18 protein-coding genes are annotated in these 17,938 nt (G+C 56.5%); 7 read left to right on the top strand and 11 right to left on the bottom strand.

Going from position 1 to position 17,938, the window contains the following annotated elements; translation table 11 throughout:
• Nucleotides 1-119 precede the first annotated feature (119 nt).
• From parA to phnC, 6 genes are all read right to left on the bottom strand, one after another.
• Nucleotides 120-761 carry a ParA family partition ATPase gene (gene parA, locus ABLO27_RS01670; protein ID WP_353030047.1) on the bottom strand — a complete coding sequence of 214 codons (642 nt, stop codon included), beginning with the start codon at nt 759-761 and terminating at the stop codon, nt 120-122.
• Nucleotides 762-926: 165 nt separating this feature from the next.
• On the bottom strand, nt 927-2,126 hold the full coding sequence (locus ABLO27_RS01665) for a lytic murein transglycosylase (RefSeq protein WP_353030046.1): 1,200 nt from the start codon (nt 2,124-2,126) through the stop codon (nt 927-929).
• A gap of 158 nt (nt 2,127-2,284) precedes the next feature.
• Nucleotides 2,285-3,622, bottom strand: coding sequence for a phosphonate ABC transporter, permease protein PhnE (phnE, locus tag ABLO27_RS01660; protein ID WP_353030045.1), 1,338 nt, complete (start codon nt 3,620-3,622; stop codon nt 2,285-2,287).
• A gap of 11 nt (nt 3,623-3,633) precedes the next feature.
• The gene (phnE, locus tag ABLO27_RS01655; RefSeq protein WP_353030044.1) at nt 3,634-4,482 is read right to left on the bottom strand and encodes a phosphonate ABC transporter, permease protein PhnE; all 849 of its coding nucleotides are present in this window, start codon (nt 4,480-4,482) and stop codon (nt 3,634-3,636) included.
• A gap of 76 nt (nt 4,483-4,558) precedes the next feature.
• Nucleotides 4,559-5,476 carry a phosphonate ABC transporter substrate-binding protein gene (phnD, locus tag ABLO27_RS01650; protein WP_352938980.1) on the bottom strand — a complete coding sequence of 306 codons (918 nt, stop codon included), beginning with the start codon at nt 5,474-5,476 and terminating at the stop codon, nt 4,559-4,561.
• 56 nt (nt 5,477-5,532) lie between these two features.
• Nucleotides 5,533-6,366: a phosphonate ABC transporter ATP-binding protein gene (phnC, locus tag ABLO27_RS01645; protein WP_353030043.1), complete on the bottom strand. Its 834-nt coding sequence runs from the start codon at nt 6,364-6,366 to the stop codon at nt 5,533-5,535.
• A 397-nt stretch (nt 6,367-6,763) separates the two neighbouring features.
• Between phnC and ABLO27_RS01640 the strand changes: the two genes are divergently transcribed.
• From ABLO27_RS01640 to ABLO27_RS01615, 6 genes are all read left to right on the top strand, one after another.
• Nucleotides 6,764-7,390, top strand: a complete 627-nt coding sequence (locus tag ABLO27_RS01640) for a DapH/DapD/GlmU-related protein (RefSeq protein ID WP_353030042.1) — start codon at nt 6,764-6,766, stop codon at nt 7,388-7,390.
• 81 nt (nt 7,391-7,471) lie between these two features.
• Entirely contained in the window at nt 7,472-7,912 is a 441-nt protein-coding gene (locus ABLO27_RS01635) for a GFA family protein (RefSeq protein ID WP_353030041.1), read from the top strand.
• Between the two features lie 38 nt (nt 7,913-7,950).
• Complete coding sequence (locus ABLO27_RS01630; RefSeq protein ID WP_353031665.1) at nt 7,951-8,310, top strand: VOC family protein; 360 nt, start codon at nt 7,951-7,953, stop codon at nt 8,308-8,310.
• Between the two features lie 62 nt (nt 8,311-8,372).
• Nucleotides 8,373-8,939, top strand: a complete 567-nt coding sequence (locus tag ABLO27_RS01625) for a helix-turn-helix domain-containing protein (RefSeq protein ID WP_353030040.1) — start codon at nt 8,373-8,375, stop codon at nt 8,937-8,939.
• A gap of 66 nt (nt 8,940-9,005) precedes the next feature.
• Nucleotides 9,006-9,638, top strand: a complete 633-nt coding sequence (locus tag ABLO27_RS01620) for an HD domain-containing protein (protein WP_353030039.1) — start codon at nt 9,006-9,008, stop codon at nt 9,636-9,638.
• A 128-nt stretch (nt 9,639-9,766) separates the two neighbouring features.
• Nucleotides 9,767-10,132 carry an STAS/SEC14 domain-containing protein gene (locus ABLO27_RS01615; RefSeq protein WP_353030038.1) on the top strand — a complete coding sequence of 122 codons (366 nt, stop codon included), beginning with the start codon at nt 9,767-9,769 and terminating at the stop codon, nt 10,130-10,132.
• Nucleotides 10,133-10,147: 15 nt separating this feature from the next.
• Here the strand turns inward: ABLO27_RS01615 and ABLO27_RS01610 are convergent, their stop codons facing one another.
• Both ABLO27_RS01610 and ABLO27_RS01605 read right to left on the bottom strand, forming a co-directional pair.
• Entirely contained in the window at nt 10,148-10,936 is a 789-nt protein-coding gene (locus tag ABLO27_RS01610) for a class II glutamine amidotransferase (protein ID WP_353030037.1), read from the bottom strand.
• A gap of 16 nt (nt 10,937-10,952) precedes the next feature.
• Nucleotides 10,953-12,422: an aminotransferase class V-fold PLP-dependent enzyme gene (locus tag ABLO27_RS01605; protein ID WP_353030036.1), complete on the bottom strand. Its 1,470-nt coding sequence runs from the start codon at nt 12,420-12,422 to the stop codon at nt 10,953-10,955.
• A gap of 104 nt (nt 12,423-12,526) precedes the next feature.
• Between ABLO27_RS01605 and ABLO27_RS01600 the strand changes: the two genes are divergently transcribed.
• Complete coding sequence (locus ABLO27_RS01600) at nt 12,527-12,988, top strand: Lrp/AsnC family transcriptional regulator (protein ID WP_353030035.1); 462 nt, start codon at nt 12,527-12,529, stop codon at nt 12,986-12,988.
• A 9-nt stretch (nt 12,989-12,997) separates the two neighbouring features.
• Here the strand turns inward: ABLO27_RS01600 and ABLO27_RS01595 are convergent, their stop codons facing one another.
• The 3 genes from ABLO27_RS01595 to ABLO27_RS01585 all read right to left on the bottom strand — a co-directional run bounded on the left by ABLO27_RS01595 (nt 12,998) and on the right by ABLO27_RS01585 (nt 17,873).
• Nucleotides 12,998-15,682 (bottom strand): SH3 domain-containing protein, encoded by a 2,685-nt coding sequence (locus ABLO27_RS01595; protein WP_353030034.1) that lies wholly within the window; start codon nt 15,680-15,682, stop codon nt 12,998-13,000.
• Nucleotides 15,683-16,001: 319 nt separating this feature from the next.
• Entirely contained in the window at nt 16,002-17,126 is a 1,125-nt protein-coding gene (locus ABLO27_RS01590) for a Gfo/Idh/MocA family protein (RefSeq protein ID WP_353030033.1), read from the bottom strand.
• A 36-nt stretch (nt 17,127-17,162) separates the two neighbouring features.
• The gene (locus tag ABLO27_RS01585; protein ID WP_353030032.1) at nt 17,163-17,873 is read right to left on the bottom strand and encodes a GntR family transcriptional regulator; all 711 of its coding nucleotides are present in this window, start codon (nt 17,871-17,873) and stop codon (nt 17,163-17,165) included.
• Between the last annotated feature and the right edge of the window lie 65 nt (nt 17,874-17,938).

Genomic DNA, 17,938 nt, shown 5'->3' with positions numbered 1-17,938 from the left:
AAACGCGTAAAAGGAATCATGGCCTGTCCTCCGGGGCCGAGAATTTTCTCTATCAAGGCACCTGAAGGTGACAAGGACAAGGCAAAATTGAAGTCAGGGAGAACTCTACTGACGTTCCATCATCCGACCCGACTGACGAGTTCGCTGATCATAACGTCAATTTCCTGAGCAGCTTTGCTGCTTGGCGCTTCCTCTGTCACGGCAATTCCCTTGCCCATGGCGGCCGCATAGACGGTTCTGTTGCCAAGGCGTGCGTCCAGCGTGTCATAACCTGAGGCAGCGATTGCGTCGGCCATCTCTCCTGTCAACGAGGCGCGTGGCGGCACACGGTTCAACACCAGAATGGCCGGTGTGCTTTCACGCGCTGCCAGGTCAATCGTTTGAGACGTCGCCCAAAGATCCACCGGCGTCGGTTGCACTGGTACAATGACATAATCGGCGGCATCGATGGCAGGTCTGGCATCCGTATCGGTCTTGGGAGGTGTATCGACGACAACATAACCGTGAGACCTGGCCAAAGACCTTGCCTCGCGGCGCGCGCCCCAACCGGAGGCGGTGCGAAACTCCAGTCCGGTGCCGTCTTCGCCAAGCTTGTCTTCACGGGCTTCATACCACGTTCCAAGCGACCCCTGAGGATCGACATCCAACACGGCGACCGGCTCGCCGGACTGTTTTGCGAGTGCCACCGCCAGATGCGCCGCCAGGGTTGTTTTGCCAGAACCACCTTTTTGCTGCGCAACAGTCAAGATCCGACCGGACATGTCATAACCTCCAGAAAGTCCGCGACAGAATGCGTCGCCACGTGCTGCAATGCAACAAAACTTTCCTGCGCAGCCAAATTAACGATGTGTAATGTCAAGAAAACCGAAAGCAAAGGGTGCGTCCACCCCTTGCAACTTTCGACATAACCAGTTGTCTTTACGACGTTATCTACCGCCCAACGCGTAGTAGACGTTCCATGAGGGTCTGCCTGTCACGGGCATGCCGTGTTTGGCTTCTGCCTTGCGGATTCCCGCTCGCGTCGCAGGTCCGACCTTCCCGTCCGGCGCACCGACATTGAACCCGTTCTTGTTGAGAAGCTTTTGAAGCTCCAGACGCTGCGCGCGTGACAGACCGGGATTGTCCGTTGGCCAGGGGGTCTGGATTGGATCTCCGCCCGATACCAGCTCGGAAAGCAGAGCAATCGCCAGGCCGTAGGAGGTGGAGGCGTTGTAGGAGCGCAGGGCCCGGAAATTGCGGGTGACCAGAAACGCTGGACCGCTCGCTCCCGCTGGCCGGATCAATGCCGCCTCCAGTTTTCCCGACAGTTTGCCACCGCCGACCTGGGTCAAGCCGCGTTTACCCCAGGTGCTCAAGGAGGCGTATTTCTTTCGCCCGGAGGGCCCGGAATAGCTTTTGGGCACCTTGACTTCAAAGCCCCATGGGCGACTGTCTCGCCATCCGGCGTTTTTGAGAAAGTTCGCAGTTGACGCCAACGCATCGGGCACAGAATTGACAAGGTCCTTCCGGCCATCCCCATCAAAGTCGACCGCAAGGCTGTTGTAGGTGCTTGGCATGAATTGGGTCTGACCGAATGCCCCGGCCCAGGAACCTCGAAAGTCATCGGCAGGCACATCCCCCCGCGAGGCGATCTGCAACGTCTTTATCAACTCGCCACGGAAGTATTTTTGCCTTTTCTTTCCGGCACATACGAGATTGGCGAGCGCATGGGGGGTGTAGAAGTCGCCGCGGAACTGACCATAGTCGCTCTCGATCCCCCAGACAGCCAGAACGACGTGGCGATTTACGCCATAGCGCTTCTCGATCGCGGTCAAGGTGCGCTTGTGTTTCTTGAGATTCTTTTCGCCATCCTTGATGCGTTCGGCATCTACGAGAAAGGCCATGTAATCCCAGATTTCCGTCTTGTACTCAGGCTGTGTCGTTGAAAACCGGATCACCTTCTCATCGAAAGCAGCTCCCGAAAGCATACGTTCGGCGACTTCTGGCTTCACACCGGCGGAAATAGCCTGTTTTTTCAACGACGCAACGCAGCTTTCAATTGCCAGGGCGGATCCACCTGTCGCGGCCAATCCAAGTCCGGTCCAAACGGCCAGTTTCACCAGCCCGGTCCAAACGTTTCGCTGCATCAGCCCCTCCATCAGCCTTGAATCACTTTTCAAACGCTGACACGTTCACGCGACGGAAATGCGGCAAAAATTCGGTCAATTGCTTTTTCAGAGATTCCTCAAGGAAAAACCCGGCTCACAGAGTGAACCGGGCCTTACGTCAAAACAGTTGATGGAGGTTACTTTCCTTCAATCAGCTTGCGCCGCAGCCAACTGGATGTCTGGTCCATGATGATCACAACAACGATGGTCAGGATGATGATGTAACTGGTGTTCTCCCAATCGCGTGACGTCTTCATGGTTTCAACCAGCATCAAGCCGATACCGCCTGCTCCCAAGGCGCCGATCACGGTTGCTGAACGGGTGTTGGATTCCAGGTAGTAAAGCACCTGCGAAACGAACACCGGCAGAATTTGGGGAATTACACCGAACCGGTATCTCTGCAGCTGGTTTGCTCCGGTCGCCCGAACACCTTCAACCTGCTTGTTGTCGATGTTTTCAAGCGCTTCGGAAAACAGTTTGCCCAGAGAGCCTGTGTCAGTGAATGCAATTGCCAGAGCTCCTGTCAGCGGTCCAAGTCCAAAGGCGCGAATGAAGATCAGGGACCAGATCAGCATGTCGATGCCACGCAGGAAATCAAACAGGCGGCGGGTGCCAAATCGAAGTATTTTCGAGGGTGTAAAGTTTCGGGCGGCCAGGAACGCCAATGGCAAGCCGAAGAATGCTGCGGTCAGCGTACCCAGCACCGCCATCATGATGGTCTCGAAAAGTGCGGTGAAAATTTCACCGTGCTGCCAGTCCGGGTTGCCCAGAAAATCGTGCATGATCAGAGACATGTTCGACTGGCTTGGATCGATGCGCTTGTCGGACAGCGCCAGGGCCCAGAGCTGACTGAATGACAATCCGTGAAGTTCGGAATGGAACGGGAACCAGAAGTTTTCCCAACCGGCGAAGTAGTTGTGAACTTCGATCTTGGTGCGTGTCACCTGAACGCGGCGATCCAGCGTCGGCCTTGCATTGAACTTCTTGGGATCATCTTTCAACCACTCCGGAACCGGTCCTGGAGGCAGCTCTGTTTCAACACCGCTGTTGGTGGCCGTTACCTTGATCGTGCCGTAGTCGGGAACCGTGAATTCCATCACCTTTCCGGTGATCGTGACTTCATATCCCTGGCCTAGATCGACAATAGCGTCGGTTCCATCAACTTCGACCCACTCCGGCAATTCCTCTTGCGCGTAGGTCGCCCGCCGCTCTCCTTCGATTGCCACTTCCATGATGTCGCGGCGAAGAAGTTTGGTGACGTGAACCTTATAGGCGACAGAGTCGGTCGCCAGAATCGCTGCTCTTTCCGGTTGGGCCTTGGAGAGAAGCTGAGGCACTCCAAAGGCAAACCAGGTGTAGGTCAGATAAAGCAGGACCGCTGCAGGAACACCAATCGTCATCCAGGCGCGGCGGCGAATGTTCTGAAAGACCGTGTTACGGTCGAAGGCAGGGTCATTGAGCGTGTCGACAGCCATTTCGAAATTCCTCAATGAGCCCGTCCGGCGCCGACAAGTTTGCCGCGCAGATAAGAAGACAATTGGTCAATCAGCATGATGGTGACGAACAACAGCACGAAGATCGCCGCTGTTTCATCCCCTGCCCCCTGGCCCCAGCCGATCGTGCGGCGCAGCTCCTGACCAATACCGCCAGCGCCTACAAACCCGAGAATGGCCGAGGCGCGCACGTTGATCTCAAGACGCAGCAGGAAGTAGCTGAGATAGTTCGGCGCGACTTGCGGCATGACCGCATAGCGGATGCGTTGCAGCCAGTTGGCACCGCAGGCCGACAGTCCCTCAATCGGCTTGCGGTCGATATTTTCATTCACTTCGGAAAAGAGTTTGCCCAGCGCACCGGCGGTATGGAAGGCAACCGCGATCATGGCCGGCACCGGGCTTGAGCCAAGTACAAAGATCAGAAACAGGGCAATGATCAGCTCCGGAAATGCACGCATGACGTCCATCATGCGCCGGACCACCGGAATGAGCGGGCCCCAGCTGTCAACGTTTCGGGTTGAAGCCATGGCCAGAACCACGGCCATCGCACCGCCCAGCAGTGTCGCGACTGCCGCAATGTTCAGCGTTTCCAGCATCGCCGGCACAAAATGCAGGACAAGACCGAAAAAGGCGGGTCCGGCCTCCCAGGCCTCGACGACGATTTCGCCCGGGTAGTCGAAGAACTTGGACAGGCCCTGCAAGAAGCCGCCGGAATTCATTTCGTTCGATTTGGAATATCCGGAAACGAGAACCGCAACGACCAGCAGCAATCCCATCAGGGAATAAAGCTGGCGGCGTTTTCGTAAGGAGAGGATTTCCTGCTCCAGTGCGGCAACAGCCATTACCAATGTCCTTTGACGGAGGTCATATGAAAGCGCGGGCCGAAATCCGGCCCGCGCGAAGGTTCAAAAGAACCGATTAGTTCTTGTTCTTTGCCTTGCGGGCTTCAACAATGTTGACGTAGGCGTCATGCGTGATCGGCATGAAACCTTTGGTTTCACCAGCAGCAACACCGTAAGCACACTCAGGGTCCATGGAGTTCAGGGACGCCATCAATGCAGTCATTTTGATCTTCACGTCTTCCGGAAGTTTCTTGGACAGAACGATCGGACCTTCTGGGATCACCGGGGAGCGCCAGATTTCACGCAGTTCAGTCATGTCGACGAGGCCGGCGTCGGAAGCCTTGCGCAGGGCACCGGAGTTATAACCGTCTTCCCACTCACCAAGACCGTCAGCCCAGGTCACGCCGCCGTCGATGTCGCCGTTGGATACAGCAACGATGGTCTGCTCATGACCACCGGTGAAGACAACGTCTCCGAAATACTCACCCGGTTTCATGGAATAACCTTCCTGCGGGATGGCGATGGATGGGATCAGGTAACCGGAAGTGGAGTTCGGATCACCGAAACCGAATACCTTGCCCTTCATGTCTTCCAGAGAGTTGATCTCATTGTCGACACGGGCAAAACCGATGGAGTAGTAGCCATAACCGCCATCGACGTTCACCTTGACCAGAACCGGATCAACAGCTTCCGGATCAGTCAGATAAACCTTTGCGTAGCTGGACGCACCAAGCCAGGCCATGTCGAGGTTGCCACCGAGCAGACCTTCAATAACGCCGTTGTAGTCGGCCGGAGCGAAGAGCTTGACAGGAACACCGAGCAGGTCGGCGGTTTTCTGTTCCAGGCACTCATAGGCGCGCAGGCGGTCAGACGCGTTTTCGCCGCCCAGAATACCAATGCGGAACTCGGTGATTTCTGAAGCACCGGCGATCGAGGCGTTCAGAGCGATCGTGCTTACGGCAGCAAGCGCAGCAACTTTGGAAACGAATTTCATTTGGGACACTCCCCGAGAGTCTGTATCTGATGACGTTTGAAGGGTGCGCGAGCGGCTCAAACCGCTGCTGCCGCCGGGGTCATCACACCAGCGGATTCTTGAGAGCCGGTCTGGCCGGCGTCGATGGCAGTGGAAGTCGCTGCCTCGTTGAAACTTTCGTCGGCACCGTAGATTTCACGGGCAGCGGCTGTGGTCAGCTCTTCGGGCTTTCCGTCAAAAACAAGGAACCCGTCGCGCATACCGATGACACGGTCACAATAGGCACGCGCCGTATCGAGCGTATGCAAGTTGCAGATAACCACCTTGTTGTCGCGCTCATGGATTTCACGCAGCGCATCCATGACGATCTTGGCATTCATCGGATCCAGGGACGCAATCGGCTCGTCTGCCAGGATCATGTAAGGGTCCTGCATCAACGCACGGGCAATCGCCACCCGCTGCTGCTGACCGCCGGAAAGCTCTTCGGCGCGCTTGGCCGCTTCCTGAACGATTCCCAGGCGGTCGAGTGCAACAAGCGCATCGTTGACATCGCCGGCGCTGAAGATGTTGAAGAGGCTCTTCATTGTGCCGTGACCGTTGAGACGGCCGAGCATGACATTGGTGACCACATCGAGGCGCGGCACGAGATTGAATTGCTGGAACACCATGGCGCAATCACGCTGCCAACGGCGCATCATTCCACCCTTTAGGCTGAGAATGTCCTGCCCCTTGAACAGGATCTGGCCTGAAGTCGCCGGCGTCAGCCGGTTGATCATGCGCAAGAGGGTCGATTTGCCCGCTCCGGATCGGCCGATAATCCCGACCATCTGCGGTTTGTCTATGTTGAAACCGACCTTGTTGACCGCAGTCCTTGTCCCGAAGGTCTTTGTGACGTCCTGAAACTGAATCACCCGCCAGCCCTGTCCGTGTTTGTTCGTATTGCTGGGCGACAAGAGCCACTGGACGATTACAGGCAGATGACAGGTTTTTGTATGAAAGATCAAAGATTTATGACAGTTCCATGAAGACCCCGATCCCGACTCCGGCCCCTTTGATCCGCATTTCAAGATTTGCCATTTTGATTCAATGACTTCGAAGATCAGGCACTCTCTGAAGCCTTGAGTCAGTACTGCTGCAGTATTGACCTTGAAGACTGTGTATTTTTGACTGGATTTTCCAGTCTTTCCATAAGCACTCAGCTGTTAAATCTGGATACAGTCATAATACTGTCACCAATCCGTCACCGGCTTTCACCCGACGCCGGTTAAACACGGCCCCTCTATCACTATTCTTCCCAATGGAGCCTCCATGTCCTCTCCTGCCCAGAAGCAATGCCTTACCGAAGCGCCAAATATTCATCCGGATGCAAATGTCCAGAATTGTGAACTGGGGATCTGGACAGAAGTCGGAGCGCGCACGGAAATGCGCGAAAGCCAGATGGGCGACTATTCCTATATTGTTCAGGAAGGTGATGTCGTCTGGTCAACAATCGGCAAGTTCTGTTCGATTGCCCGGCGTGTTCGGATCAATCCGGGCAACCACGCCACCTGGCGGGCATCCCAGCATCATTTCACCTACCGCGCGGCTGCCTATGACCTGGGCAACGACGATGCCGGTTTCTTTCAGTGGAGAAAGGATGACTGGGTGACCATCGGCCATGATGTCTGGATCGGTCACAACGTAACGGTTCTGGCCGGGGTTACCATCGGGACGGGGGCGATTGTTGCAGCGGGTGCCGTCGTCTCAAAGGACGTTGCTCCATACACCGTTGTTGGCGGTGTCGCCGCCAAACCGATCAAGCGGCGCTTTACTGAGACACAGGAAGAGGCGCTGATGGGCATCTCCTGGTGGGATTGGTCGCATGAACAGCTGAAGGCGCGCCTTCCGGATTTCCGGCAATTGTCGATTGATGCCTTTATCGAAAAGTACAGCTAATCAACCGGCTCCCTGGCACAACTTCGTTTGACCGTTTCCCTCTCCCTGCTACCTTTCCGCTCTGGAGAGGGACAAAGACCGATGATTACGAGACATGCATCCTGCCGATGTGGACAGCTGAGTGCGGTTTGTCGGGGCGAACCGGTACGAGTATCCGTCTGTCACTGCCTGGAGTGTCAGAAGCGCAGCGGCAGTGCCTTTGCAACACAGGCCAGATGGCCAGATGAAAACGTTGAGCTGTCCGGCGACTACAAGGAATGGTCCCGCGTTGCCGATAGTGGTCACAAGGCGACCTACAGGTTTTGCCCCAATTGCGGTTCCACACTGGCCTACGTCATTGAAGGCTGGCCCGGTGTGACCGCAATTCCAGTCGGAGCTTTTGCTGATCCCGAGTTTCCGCCTCCCCGCTTTTCCGTTTATGAACATCGCAAACATGCATGGACACAGGTGCTGGGAGAAGATGTTGAACATTCTTCGGACCCGGCCATTGCCTTCACGAAAGGCAGGCTCAATACAGATTGATCCTTTGAGAACCACTGCAACTGCCTGGGGCCGGGATGATGAGACTGGACCGAATTCTCCTGTATGTACGTGACATAGACCGGACGGCTTCGTTTTACGTTTCGCATTTCGGTTTCTCCATGCATCAGATCCCAGGCGACCGAATTACCGAACTGGTACCGCCAGACGGCGGTGCCAGATTGATGTTGCACAAGGCGGGAAAAGCGCAAAAAACCGGGCAAAGCACCGTGAAACTGGTGTTCAACGTTGAGACGGTCGAGGATTTTTGCACCTCTGCCAAAGCTGAAGGGTTGAGCTTCGGGCCTGTTCATCAGGCCGACGGATACGAGTTTGCCAACGCCAAAGACCCCGACGGAAACTCGATCCAGGTTACGAGCCGCCCTTTCAACAAAATCTGACGGCACCAGGACGACCACTTCCCTGACTCCCCCTTTTAGAAATTTGCCGCTACAATTGCGCCATGCCGACAGAAACTGCAGTTCTTGAAACCAGCCTGGGCCCTTCCCTACGCAGATGGCGTGTGCTCAATCGCATCAAGCAGGAAACCCTTGCCCGCGATCTCGATGTTTCCCAGAGCAGGATTTCCCGCTGGGAAAGCGGAGATGCGCAGCCAAATGGAGCGGACCGGCTCAAGATCACGCAGCTCTTGCGCGCACGGCCGGAAACTGCGGCAGACCGGGCGCTGCTTGATCTCGTGACCCAGGCCGCCATGCCGGTTCATCTTGTCTGCGATCTGACCCACAGACTGTTGGCAGCCTCTCCTGCAAGGACTGTCAATTGGCGCATCCCGACCTCCGAACTGCTGGACCGCCCGCTTTGGCGATTTGCTTCTGAAAGCATTCGATCCGTTGAGCATCAGCTGCCAGAACACGGATGGTTCGAGCCGCTTGGGCCCGACGTTGTTTATGAGACAGAGCGGGCGGAATTCGCCGAGTTGACCATTCCTCAAAGTCGCATCCGCATTTCGCGCCTACCGCTCTCCGACGGCCGGTTTGCAAGGCTGGTGCGTGACGAGCCTGCTGCCTAATTCCGTTTCCTGCATAAAATATTCATGCCATCGCTGCACCGATGATCGCGCGCTAAACTTGGCGGCATGACTCAAACAGATACAGCTTCCGTCGCCATGGAAGCAGACAACATGAGACTGTCCGGTCTTCTGGACTTCCTCCAGGCAGCCGAACAGTTGAAAGACACGCTCCGTTCGGGTTCAACCCGGAAAGGCCGGAAAGAAAGCACGGCCGAACACAGTTGGCGGCTGGCCTTCATGATCCTTGTATTTGAGAAGGAACTTGGGGAAGTCGATATTCCGAAGCTTCTGAAACTTTGCCTGATCCACGATCTCGGCGAAGCCATTTCGGGAGACATTCCTGCCCCAGAGCAAACCCCGGGAGATGACCGGCAGGACCGCGAACGACGCGATTTCCAGGAGCTTTGTGCCCCTCTTCCTGCGGACACAGCTCAGGATCTTCTCTCACTCTGGGATGAATATGCCGGGGCCCAAACGCTCGAAGCACGCCTCGCAAAAGCGTTCGACAAGCTTGAGACCATGCTTCAGCATCAACTTATGCCTCCACGCAGCGTCATCTTTCACGACTTCAACCTGTCCTACGGCCGGTCGCACACCGATGGCTTTCCGCTCACTCGTCAAATTCGCGCCTTCGTGGACGCGCGTACCAGAGAGATCATTGCCGGGTTGGAAAACGAACAATCCAACCAGGCATGCTGAGTGACCAAGACCCTTTCGAAACGACACAGGGCGACTTGAGAAACTCGACTTGATCAACCCTGAATTGACGAACTAACCTTCATCCGGTCAGGCAACGGCAGTGTGCCGTCGAGATTGGAGGAACCAGCATGTTCGTTATTCTGCCCCGCAGCCAAGGTCCGGTACTGGGTGTTGAAATATCCGGAAAGATTGATATCGATCAGGAAAGAAACCTGATTGACCAGGCCGAACAGCTGATCAAGGAGCACGACAAGATCAGTGTTCTTGTCGTGCTCGGCGATCATGTCGGCGTTTCCCTTGAAGCTGCGGCCGCAGACATAAAATGGATCCTGACGCACATGGTGCATCTGAACAAGATCGCCATCGTCACCGACAGCAAGATGCTTGCAGCTCTGATTGCCGTGGATGCGACCTTTGCAAAAGTGGCCGGAATTCAGGAAAAGCACTTCGACAGAGACGAGATCGAAACCGCCTGGCATTGGATCGAGAGCTGAGAACCGATCCTCTGCTCAGGCATCAACCAGCTTTTCATCGTTCAGGAAGGTGACCTGATTTACCTTTCCATCGCGAATCTCGATCATGTCGCCGCTTGGAACTTCCATCCAGCAGTTACGCGCTTCATCGAGAGGCTCGGAGACCACCATCACCCCGTCATCGAATTGCCGATAGTAGAGCGTTGGCGGAAACTTGTCTGAGGCATAGCGAGCGGCATAAAGCGTCTTGCCGTCCGACCAGGCAGACGCAAAGCGCATATGAGGCGTCGTCCCGGAGTATCTGGAAAGCCCCTCGGCTTCATGAACGGCCCGAGCCATGGCAGCGCGCGGATTTTGCTTGAGCCCGTAGGCAAGCGCGATGAGAAACAGGCACTCGCTGTCTGTGCCGCCCGACCGCTCCCGGTAGAGGTCGTCCGGGATCATGTTGTCCAGGCGGCGACGCACCTTGTCATAGCCGCCCACCTGTCCGTTGTGCATGAACGTCCATTGGTCGAAGGTGAAAGGATGGCAGTTGTCACGTGTCGTCGCTGATCCGGTCGACGCGCGCACATGCGCCAGAAAGTGCCCGGAGCGGACATGCCGTGCAATCTGCAGAAGGTTTGGATCCGACCATGCAGGCCGAACATCCTTGTAGAGACACGGCGTGTCACGATCGCCGTACCAGGCCACACCGAAGCCGTCGGCATTGACGGCCGTCTTGCAGGAAAGCGCATTGCGGCTCTGATCGATCAGCGAGTGCGCGGGATCGCAGATAACTTCTTCAAGGTATTTCGGAGCTCCGCTCCAGGCAGCCCAACGGCACATTGTCTTTCTCGATCCTTCAAGCAGCGTCCTGGATGGCTTTGAAACGCGCTGTGCTTTCATCACAGGCGTAGTGATCCGCAAGGGGATAAGGTGTGCGTGCGAGCTCATCCACGGCCCTGATGATCTTATCCGCTTTTTCTTCTGTCATCAGCACGGAAAAATTGAGCCGGGTCCACCCCGGTTTCTTGAGCTCCTCGCCTGACAAAATCCGCTGACGCATCGTCTCGGACTGCTCTTGTCCGATATCCAGCAACCGATGCGCATATGGACCGGCACAGGCGCAGCCGCCGCGGGTCTGTATTCCGTATTCATCTGAAAGCATGCGCGTGACAAGCTGCTGGTGAATGTATCCGCCGCGTTCCAAATCGCGCACGCGAAACGAGAAAACCGGCAACACATGGTGTGCGTCGGGATTGCCCATGATTTCAATTGCCGGATTTTCCCGCCAGACCGCCTGTGCTTTTACCCGCCAGGCAGCGTTGCGTTCATCCATGGTTTTCTGCCCGATCGCTTCATTGACCATGAAAGCCAACGCAGCGCGAATGTCGCCAACCACATTGGGAGTTCCAGCCTCTTCCCGGCAGGCAATATCCGAAGTGTAATCATGTCCCCAGGGCGATACAAAGCGCACAGTGCCACCGCCGGGGAACACGGGCGTTTCCATTTGAACTGCCGCCTTGCGAACGATCATCACACCTGAAGCGGCCGGACCACCGACAAACTTGTGCGGAGAGACGACCACTGCGTCTTTCTCAACGTCCGTTCCTTCGTTCATTTCAATGGGCAGATAAGGACCTGAGCCTGCGCAGTCCCACACGCTCAAGGCACCGAAACGCTTCAGGAGACGCGTGACCGCCCGGTCGTCCGTGACAATGCCGGTCACGTTGGACATCATGGAGAAAGCACCAACGATCAGGCGTTCCTGCCCGGCGCTTTCAAGTACAGTTTCCAGTTCCTGCAGATCCGGTCCACCCTCGCCTGCCTCTCCAATCTCGATCACTTCTGCGCCGCTTTCCCGCCAGGGCAGAATATCGGAGTGGTGCTCATATGGGCCGATCACGACGAGAGGATTCTCCCCCTTCTCAACCGCTGTCGAGACACCCAGGAGATGCACGAGCCTGTTCAAACCGGCTGTCGCGCCCGATCCGCAAAAGACGGTCGCATAGGTTGCCTTGTCGGCACCGCAGATTCTGGCGATCTCTGATCTTGCCGCCTCGCGCATCCGCGTCATTGCGCTTCCACAATAGGATGCCTCTGTATGGCTGTTGGCGTAGACAGGCAACACTTCTTCCAGCACGAACTCCTCGATCTGGCGCAGTGCCCTGCCTGAAGCGACATAATCGGCGTAGATCAGCTCGCGCTCTCCAAATGGTCCGGAGATGATTTTGCCCTCACCGATCAGGCCTGCCCGCAGCCGGACAATCAAATCGGGGCCCTTCAGCATTTTGTGAAACTGATCTAGTGCGGTGCCGGTTTGTTGGGTCATTTCTTGCTCCGAATCCAATTATTCAGATCATACGACCCTTTTCGATGGGATTTCCTCACATAGTTTGATTGTCAAATTCCCAAAATTGTGTCACCTGATCGTATATGGAAGAAAAATTCGATCATATTGACCGCGCCCTCCTCCGCGCATTGCAGAGGGATGCCAGATTGTCGCAGCGGGACCTGGCAGAAAAAGTCGGCCTGTCGCAGAACGCATGCTGGCGCCGGCTCAAGAACCTCTACGAGAGCGGTCTCATCGAAGGCCACACGGTGCGGCTGGACCCGGCACGACTCGGGCTCAATCTCACGGTCTTCGTCATGATCCGAACACGGCATCATTCCAAGGATTGGCTGGAGACATTCCGTGGTGAGGTATCGGCAATCCCGAACGTCATCGATTTCTACCGGATTGCCGGAGACTACGACTACATGCTGAAGGTCGTGGCCGAAGACATGAATGCCTTCGACCGGGTCTATCAACGCCTGATCGAGAAAGTCGATCTCGATACCGTCACGTCCTACATGACCATGGAGGCGATCGCGGATGCCCGCGATCTGCCAATCTAGCCAGCTCGATTAGCGGCGGCGACCTCCACCACCACCCCGGCGCTGACCGCCACCTCCACCGCGTTGCGGGCGGGCCTGTTGCGGACGATTGCGTTGGACATTCCGTTGGCGGTTCACCTGTCGATTGCCCGTAGTCCTCGCCCTGCGATCCTTGTTGAGGTGGGCCGGGGCCTGTTTCCTCTGGGCAGGACGTGTCGACGGCTGCTTGGCCGGCCGTTGAGCCGGACGTTGAACATTCGGCTGCTGTGCAGGACGCTGAACATTCGGCCGTTGTCCCGCCGGCAGGTTCGTCGGACGATCGCCGCTCGGCCGGTTCACGTTGGGTCTTTGCCCTGCAGGGAGATTTGCCGGACGCTGAACATTCGGCCGATCTCCGGCATTGGGGCGGTTCTGGATGCGATCGCCCGCCGGGCGGTTGGCAATCGCTGAACCTACACCGGCACCGATTGCGCCCGCAGCTGCCCCTGCTCCGATATCTCCCAGGCGATCCTGAATGTTCTCTCGGGACGGTGCGGCAACATCGCCCCAGCGACCGCCTTCGAACTTCTTCCAGTTGTCGCCGTCCCGGCGGTAGACAGACCCGTCCCGCCCTGCGAACACGTCGCCGCGCCGGTCAAGGCTGCCGATGCGCCCAAGGTCTCCGCTTTGTTTCCATCGATTGACCGCGCCCTGCTGGAGATCGCGCGTACGTGACCATTGAGGCCCGGAGACCACGGCTCCGCCCCATGATCCGTAAATGCCGCGTGCACCACCTGCGACGATCCGGTTTCCGGTACGCGGATTGTAGGCGGTAATGAAACCGGCACTGCCACGCGGGCCGCTGATGGCTGCCCCGCGAATGTAGCCGCCGGTGCGCGGGTTATAGATACCGCCGGCGGCAATACCGCGACGAGGTCCATAGGCATAACCATAGCGTCCGTAAACACCCCGGACGGGATTGTAGAAAGCACCGATACCGTAGGTGACCGGCCGTGGGAAATAGATCGGTCGCAAGCCCGGGCGATACCACGGCCGATAATACCAGCCGGTGCCGTAGACAAAGACCCCCCAGGCCAGGAAGCCTGTCAGGTATCCCATGGTGTAGCCATACCAGACTGCGTTCGGCTCGGTCTCGTACACACGCACGTAGGTCACGTTGTAGACCGGTGAAGACGGCGGAATGGTGTAGATTTCATCAGGGACGGCAGTTGCCACGACGAAGGGCCCGTCGGGACTGTCGCTCACGAACCAAACGCCATTTTGAAGAACGTAATACTTCGCACCAACCTGAATGACTTGCTCGTTGGTGTTGACCGCGTAAGACATCGAAGTGCCTTCGATCGGCTCGAATTCAGGGTCGCCCGCATAGGCGACATCCGCACTCACCGAGCCGACTTCGACGCGGGCCGTTGTCGGGATGCTCGCTTTCAACCTTGCCTGTGAAGCTTCAGAGGTCCCCGGAATTGAGGATCGCACCGAATAATATGGAGCATTCTCGGGAATATTGAGGAAGTCCGACGGCATGTCCGGTGTCGTGAACACCCAGGGCCCATCCAGAGAAGCCGACTTGAACCAGCGACCGGAAACCAGAATGTACCAGGTCTTGGTGGTCGTCAGGAAGAACACATCGCTTTCGGTGTTGGATGCCCATTCCAGGTTTGTGCCTTCCACCTGCTCCAGCTTGGGCTCGCCGTCAAAGACGATCATTTCCGCAGGCTTGTCCGAATAGATGACCTTCGGAGCCTTGTTGTCCGGGAATGGCTCCGGCGGAATGGCTTCCCGCGTTTCCTTCCAGTTGTCGTCATCCGGCAGAGCCTTGATGAGATCAGGCAGATCCGTTACCGGCTCCCAACCTGATGAGACATCTTTGGTCTTCAGCCAGGATTTCTCGTCGCGGAGGTAGAATTCCTCCGTTTCATCGATCTTCAGAATGTCCCAGTTCGTGTTGACGATGAAACTCAGACCCTGGTCTCCCTTGACCGGAGCCAGTACGGGGGCCCCTTCGGTCTGCACCAGGATGGCCGGTTCCATGGAAATGAAAACCGGCGGGGCTTCGGCATTGAGCCCCTTCACGTCATCCATGCGCTGATATTCTGCCAGGCCGGCCGTAATCCGGTCTTCCTTCACGGTGACCGTTCCGGTCGGCATGATTTTGCCCACCTGAAGCGTGAGATCCGTCAGCGAAGCGCGGTCCAACGCGGAGAAATCAAGCTGGGTGACCTGGATCTTGTTGACATCGACCAGACCCTTTTCCGGATCCGCGACGGTCTCCCCCGTGACGCCTATAACGCCGAAGACAGGATTGGCATCCTTGTCCTTGACGTATTCCGCTGCGACAAGCGCCTTCAGGGTCTTGAAATTATCCCACTCGGTAAACTGGGGCTGATACAGGATCAGGGTTGCGCCGCCGTCAGTCTCGTAGGACCGGGGCCAGCCGGTGCTCTCTTCTGCTTCGGCCAACTGGAGATAATTTCCGCTGACAAAGCCGTTCTGGCCATTATAGCTGACAGTGCACCACGATCCGTTGTCGTCGCAGTTTTCCAGTTCCACCGATGTTCCGCTTGGAATGGTTCCCAGGGAGCCGTATCCCGTACCCGGCCCTTGCCGGAAATTCACGTTTGCGGTTGTCACCGCAGGAGCCGCCAAAACCCCATTTACGAGAACGGTCTGGAAAATAAGTGCTGAAGATAAAAGAACTGAAATAGGCTTGCGCATCAGGCCCTCCCAAAAGTGGAACATGCCGTTTCCGGGTCACACGCGAATGAAGGCAGTTGCCGGTAACTGGTGACGCAACCCGGTCAGTATCAAATGATCCTGCACCTCACTCGGGCGAAATGTCCAGTGCGCCGTAACAGATTGATTTGACATTTTGTATCGGCTCACCACCCCAAAAGTAACGCAACGCCAGTTTGTTTGCGGTTCACAGCACTCCTGGAAGAAACCGGATGAGAATTATTTCGAAAAAACCAGACAATAAAAAACCGGCGTGACTGTCGTCACGCCGGCAGGAGCCTCGGAGGAAACACCGCTAGATTTAGCAAGCTACCGAGGAAAGCTTTGAGGTGATCATGGAAACGGCCTGACCGGTGCGCGCGGATTGTTGGGCTGCAAGGCCCATTTCCACCGCAAGTCGACCATCATCCAATGTCACGTCCGGCACCTCTTTTACACCACGAACGACGGCAACAAAGCCCTCATGCTGATAAAAAGTGGAACCGTTGTGGTCCCCGGCGTCAAGTATGGTCGGATCGACCGGAATATCGATCTGTCGTGGCCCCTTCGGATTGCGCGGGGAAACGACGAGCTGCGGCACAGGTGGCTCACCAAGATCTTGTGGCCAGAACCGTCCGGGACCCGGCACAAATGCTTCGATTTTGCCTTCCGGCCCGATGGCCACGACCTCTTCCTGGTATCGGGACCCTTCCGCGAACATGCACAGTTCCAGCATGGCGCGAGACCCGTTTTCGAAGTCGACGATGACGTAGCCGTTGTCGAGCACATCGGGCTGTTCGCCGTCATATGTCTCGTCCTTGTGATTCGCATCCTGGCCGCCAGACGCCATCACACGAACGGGTTCGCACTTCATGATCAATCGCATCAGATCGAAGAAATGACAGCATTTCTCGACAAATGTCCCACCCGAATAGCGATTGAACCTGTTCCAGGCACCAACCTTGTCCAAAAACGGAAATCGATGCTCGCGGATCGTCAGCATCCTGATGCCGCCTGTCGCCTCTTCCGCCTGCTCGATCAGGGCGGCAATAGGCGGCATGTATCGATATTCCATCGCCACCCAGACAGGCGCAGGGTATGCTGCTTTGAAAGCCTCCAGTTCAGCCAGATCTTTCGGGTCGGTGAAAAGCGGTTTTTCAATCAGCAAAGGCAGTGGCCGCTTCTGGCGAATTTCTTCCATCTGCGGCACATGGCAGTGATTGGGGCTGGCAATCAGAATGCAGTCCAGTGCTTCGACGTCCAGCAGTTCGGCGACGGATCCGACAAACATCGCTTCCGGAACAAGATCAGCCGAGGCCTTCGCCATGTCCGCGTCCGGTTCGAAAATTGCCGTCACTTTCGTATCCGGCAATAGGGCGATGTTGCGCAGGTGTTCCTGCCCCATCATTCCGCAGCCGATAACACCGTACCTTACCTTTGCAGGCATTTAGTCCTCCATATGGGGTGGGGTCTTATGCCCCGTCTATTTCAATCGCTGTACGTAATGCGCCTTGTCGGTATCAAACCAGGTTCGCGAGTACTCGACCGGCTTGGGCCGGTCGGCCCAACTGAACCGCTCTATGTAACCGGTGATCGTTCCCGGCGCTTTGGAGAAACTGTCCGGTGCCCAGTCGGGCACATCCTTGATCGTTACCCGGTCTTCCGCTCTGACAATCCAGAAACCCAGCTGTTTTTGATAGAACCGGTAGAGGGAATCAGACAGCAACTCCTGCTTCACGATCCCGGAATCGCCATCGAGCCAGATTTCCTCGACCGCGATCATGACGTCATTGAGATATCTGAGACGCCGGATACGGGTGCCCTCGTCGCTTGTCCCGAAGGCCGGCAGGTCGTCCGGTTTCGACATTCTTTTGACATTCAGAATGTCGGCGCGTGGCAAGCCGCCGCCCGAAAGCAGCTCCAGACGGAACATCGCGTAGACGCTTTCATTGGTCCCGCCTTGGCGTATGTAGTTTCCCGACCCCTGGATGCGCTCAAGTAAGCCTTTTTCCGTAAGATCCGCCAGCGCCTTGCGGAGCGTTCCGATCGAGATACCCAGCTCTTCCGCCATCTCTCTTTCAGGCGGCAAACGCTCCCCGTCGATCAGCCGCCCGGCGGCAATATCCCTAATCAAAAGCTCGCTTATCTGCACATAAAGCGGCAATGCGCTGGAGGTCTGAGAAGCGGATTGCATGGCGTACCGGTTGTCTTTCGTCAAAAATTGATACACTATTGATTTACATCAAATCGGGTGATAAG

This window comes from Roseibium sp. SCP15 (assembly GCF_040329435.1).
In the GTDB taxonomy this organism is placed as follows: Bacteria; Pseudomonadota; Alphaproteobacteria; order Rhizobiales; family Stappiaceae; genus Roseibium.
The sequence above is the reverse complement of the archived record's forward strand: the minus strand, read 5'-3'. Positions and strand labels throughout refer to the sequence as shown.

Excerpts from the sequence above, each read along its gene's own strand:
- ABLO27_RS01665 (WP_353030046.1), bottom strand. The coding sequence starts at position 2,126 with ATGCAGCGAAACGTTTGGACCGGGCTGGTGAAACTGGCCGTTTGGACC.
- ABLO27_RS01600 (WP_353030035.1), top strand. The coding sequence starts at position 12,527 with ATGGAAGAAAAATTCGATCATATTGACCGCGCCCTCCTCCGCGCATTG.
- ABLO27_RS01610 (WP_353030037.1), bottom strand. The coding sequence starts at position 10,936 with ATGTGCCGTTGGGCTGCCTGGAGCGGAGCTCCGAAATACCTTGAAGAA.
- phnE (WP_353030045.1), bottom strand. The coding sequence starts at position 3,622 with ATGGCTGTCGACACGCTCAATGACCCTGCCTTCGACCGTAACACGGTC.
- ABLO27_RS01590 (WP_353030033.1), bottom strand. The coding sequence starts at position 17,126 with ATGCCTGCAAAGGTAAGGTACGGTGTTATCGGCTGCGGAATGATGGGG.
- ABLO27_RS01625 (WP_353030040.1), top strand. The coding sequence starts at position 8,373 with ATGCCGACAGAAACTGCAGTTCTTGAAACCAGCCTGGGCCCTTCCCTA.
- phnD (WP_352938980.1), bottom strand. The coding sequence starts at position 5,476 with ATGAAATTCGTTTCCAAAGTTGCTGCGCTTGCTGCCGTAAGCACGATC.
- ABLO27_RS01615 (WP_353030038.1), top strand. The coding sequence starts at position 9,767 with ATGTTCGTTATTCTGCCCCGCAGCCAAGGTCCGGTACTGGGTGTTGAA.
- phnE (WP_353030044.1), bottom strand. The coding sequence starts at position 4,482 with ATGGCTGTTGCCGCACTGGAGCAGGAAATCCTCTCCTTACGAAAACGC.
- ABLO27_RS01605 (WP_353030036.1), bottom strand. The coding sequence starts at position 12,422 with ATGACCCAACAAACCGGCACCGCACTAGATCAGTTTCACAAAATGCTG.
- parA (WP_353030047.1), bottom strand. The coding sequence starts at position 761 with ATGTCCGGTCGGATCTTGACTGTTGCGCAGCAAAAAGGTGGTTCTGGC.
- ABLO27_RS01620 (WP_353030039.1), top strand. The coding sequence starts at position 9,006 with ATGACTCAAACAGATACAGCTTCCGTCGCCATGGAAGCAGACAACATG.
- ABLO27_RS01595 (WP_353030034.1), bottom strand. The coding sequence starts at position 15,682 with ATGCGCAAGCCTATTTCAGTTCTTTTATCTTCAGCACTTATTTTCCAG.
- ABLO27_RS01640 (WP_353030042.1), top strand. The coding sequence starts at position 6,764 with ATGTCCTCTCCTGCCCAGAAGCAATGCCTTACCGAAGCGCCAAATATT.
- ABLO27_RS01630 (WP_353031665.1), top strand. The coding sequence starts at position 7,951 with ATGAGACTGGACCGAATTCTCCTGTATGTACGTGACATAGACCGGACG.
- ABLO27_RS01585 (WP_353030032.1), bottom strand. The coding sequence starts at position 17,873 with ATGCAATCCGCTTCTCAGACCTCCAGCGCATTGCCGCTTTATGTGCAG.
- ABLO27_RS01635 (WP_353030041.1), top strand. The coding sequence starts at position 7,472 with ATGATTACGAGACATGCATCCTGCCGATGTGGACAGCTGAGTGCGGTT.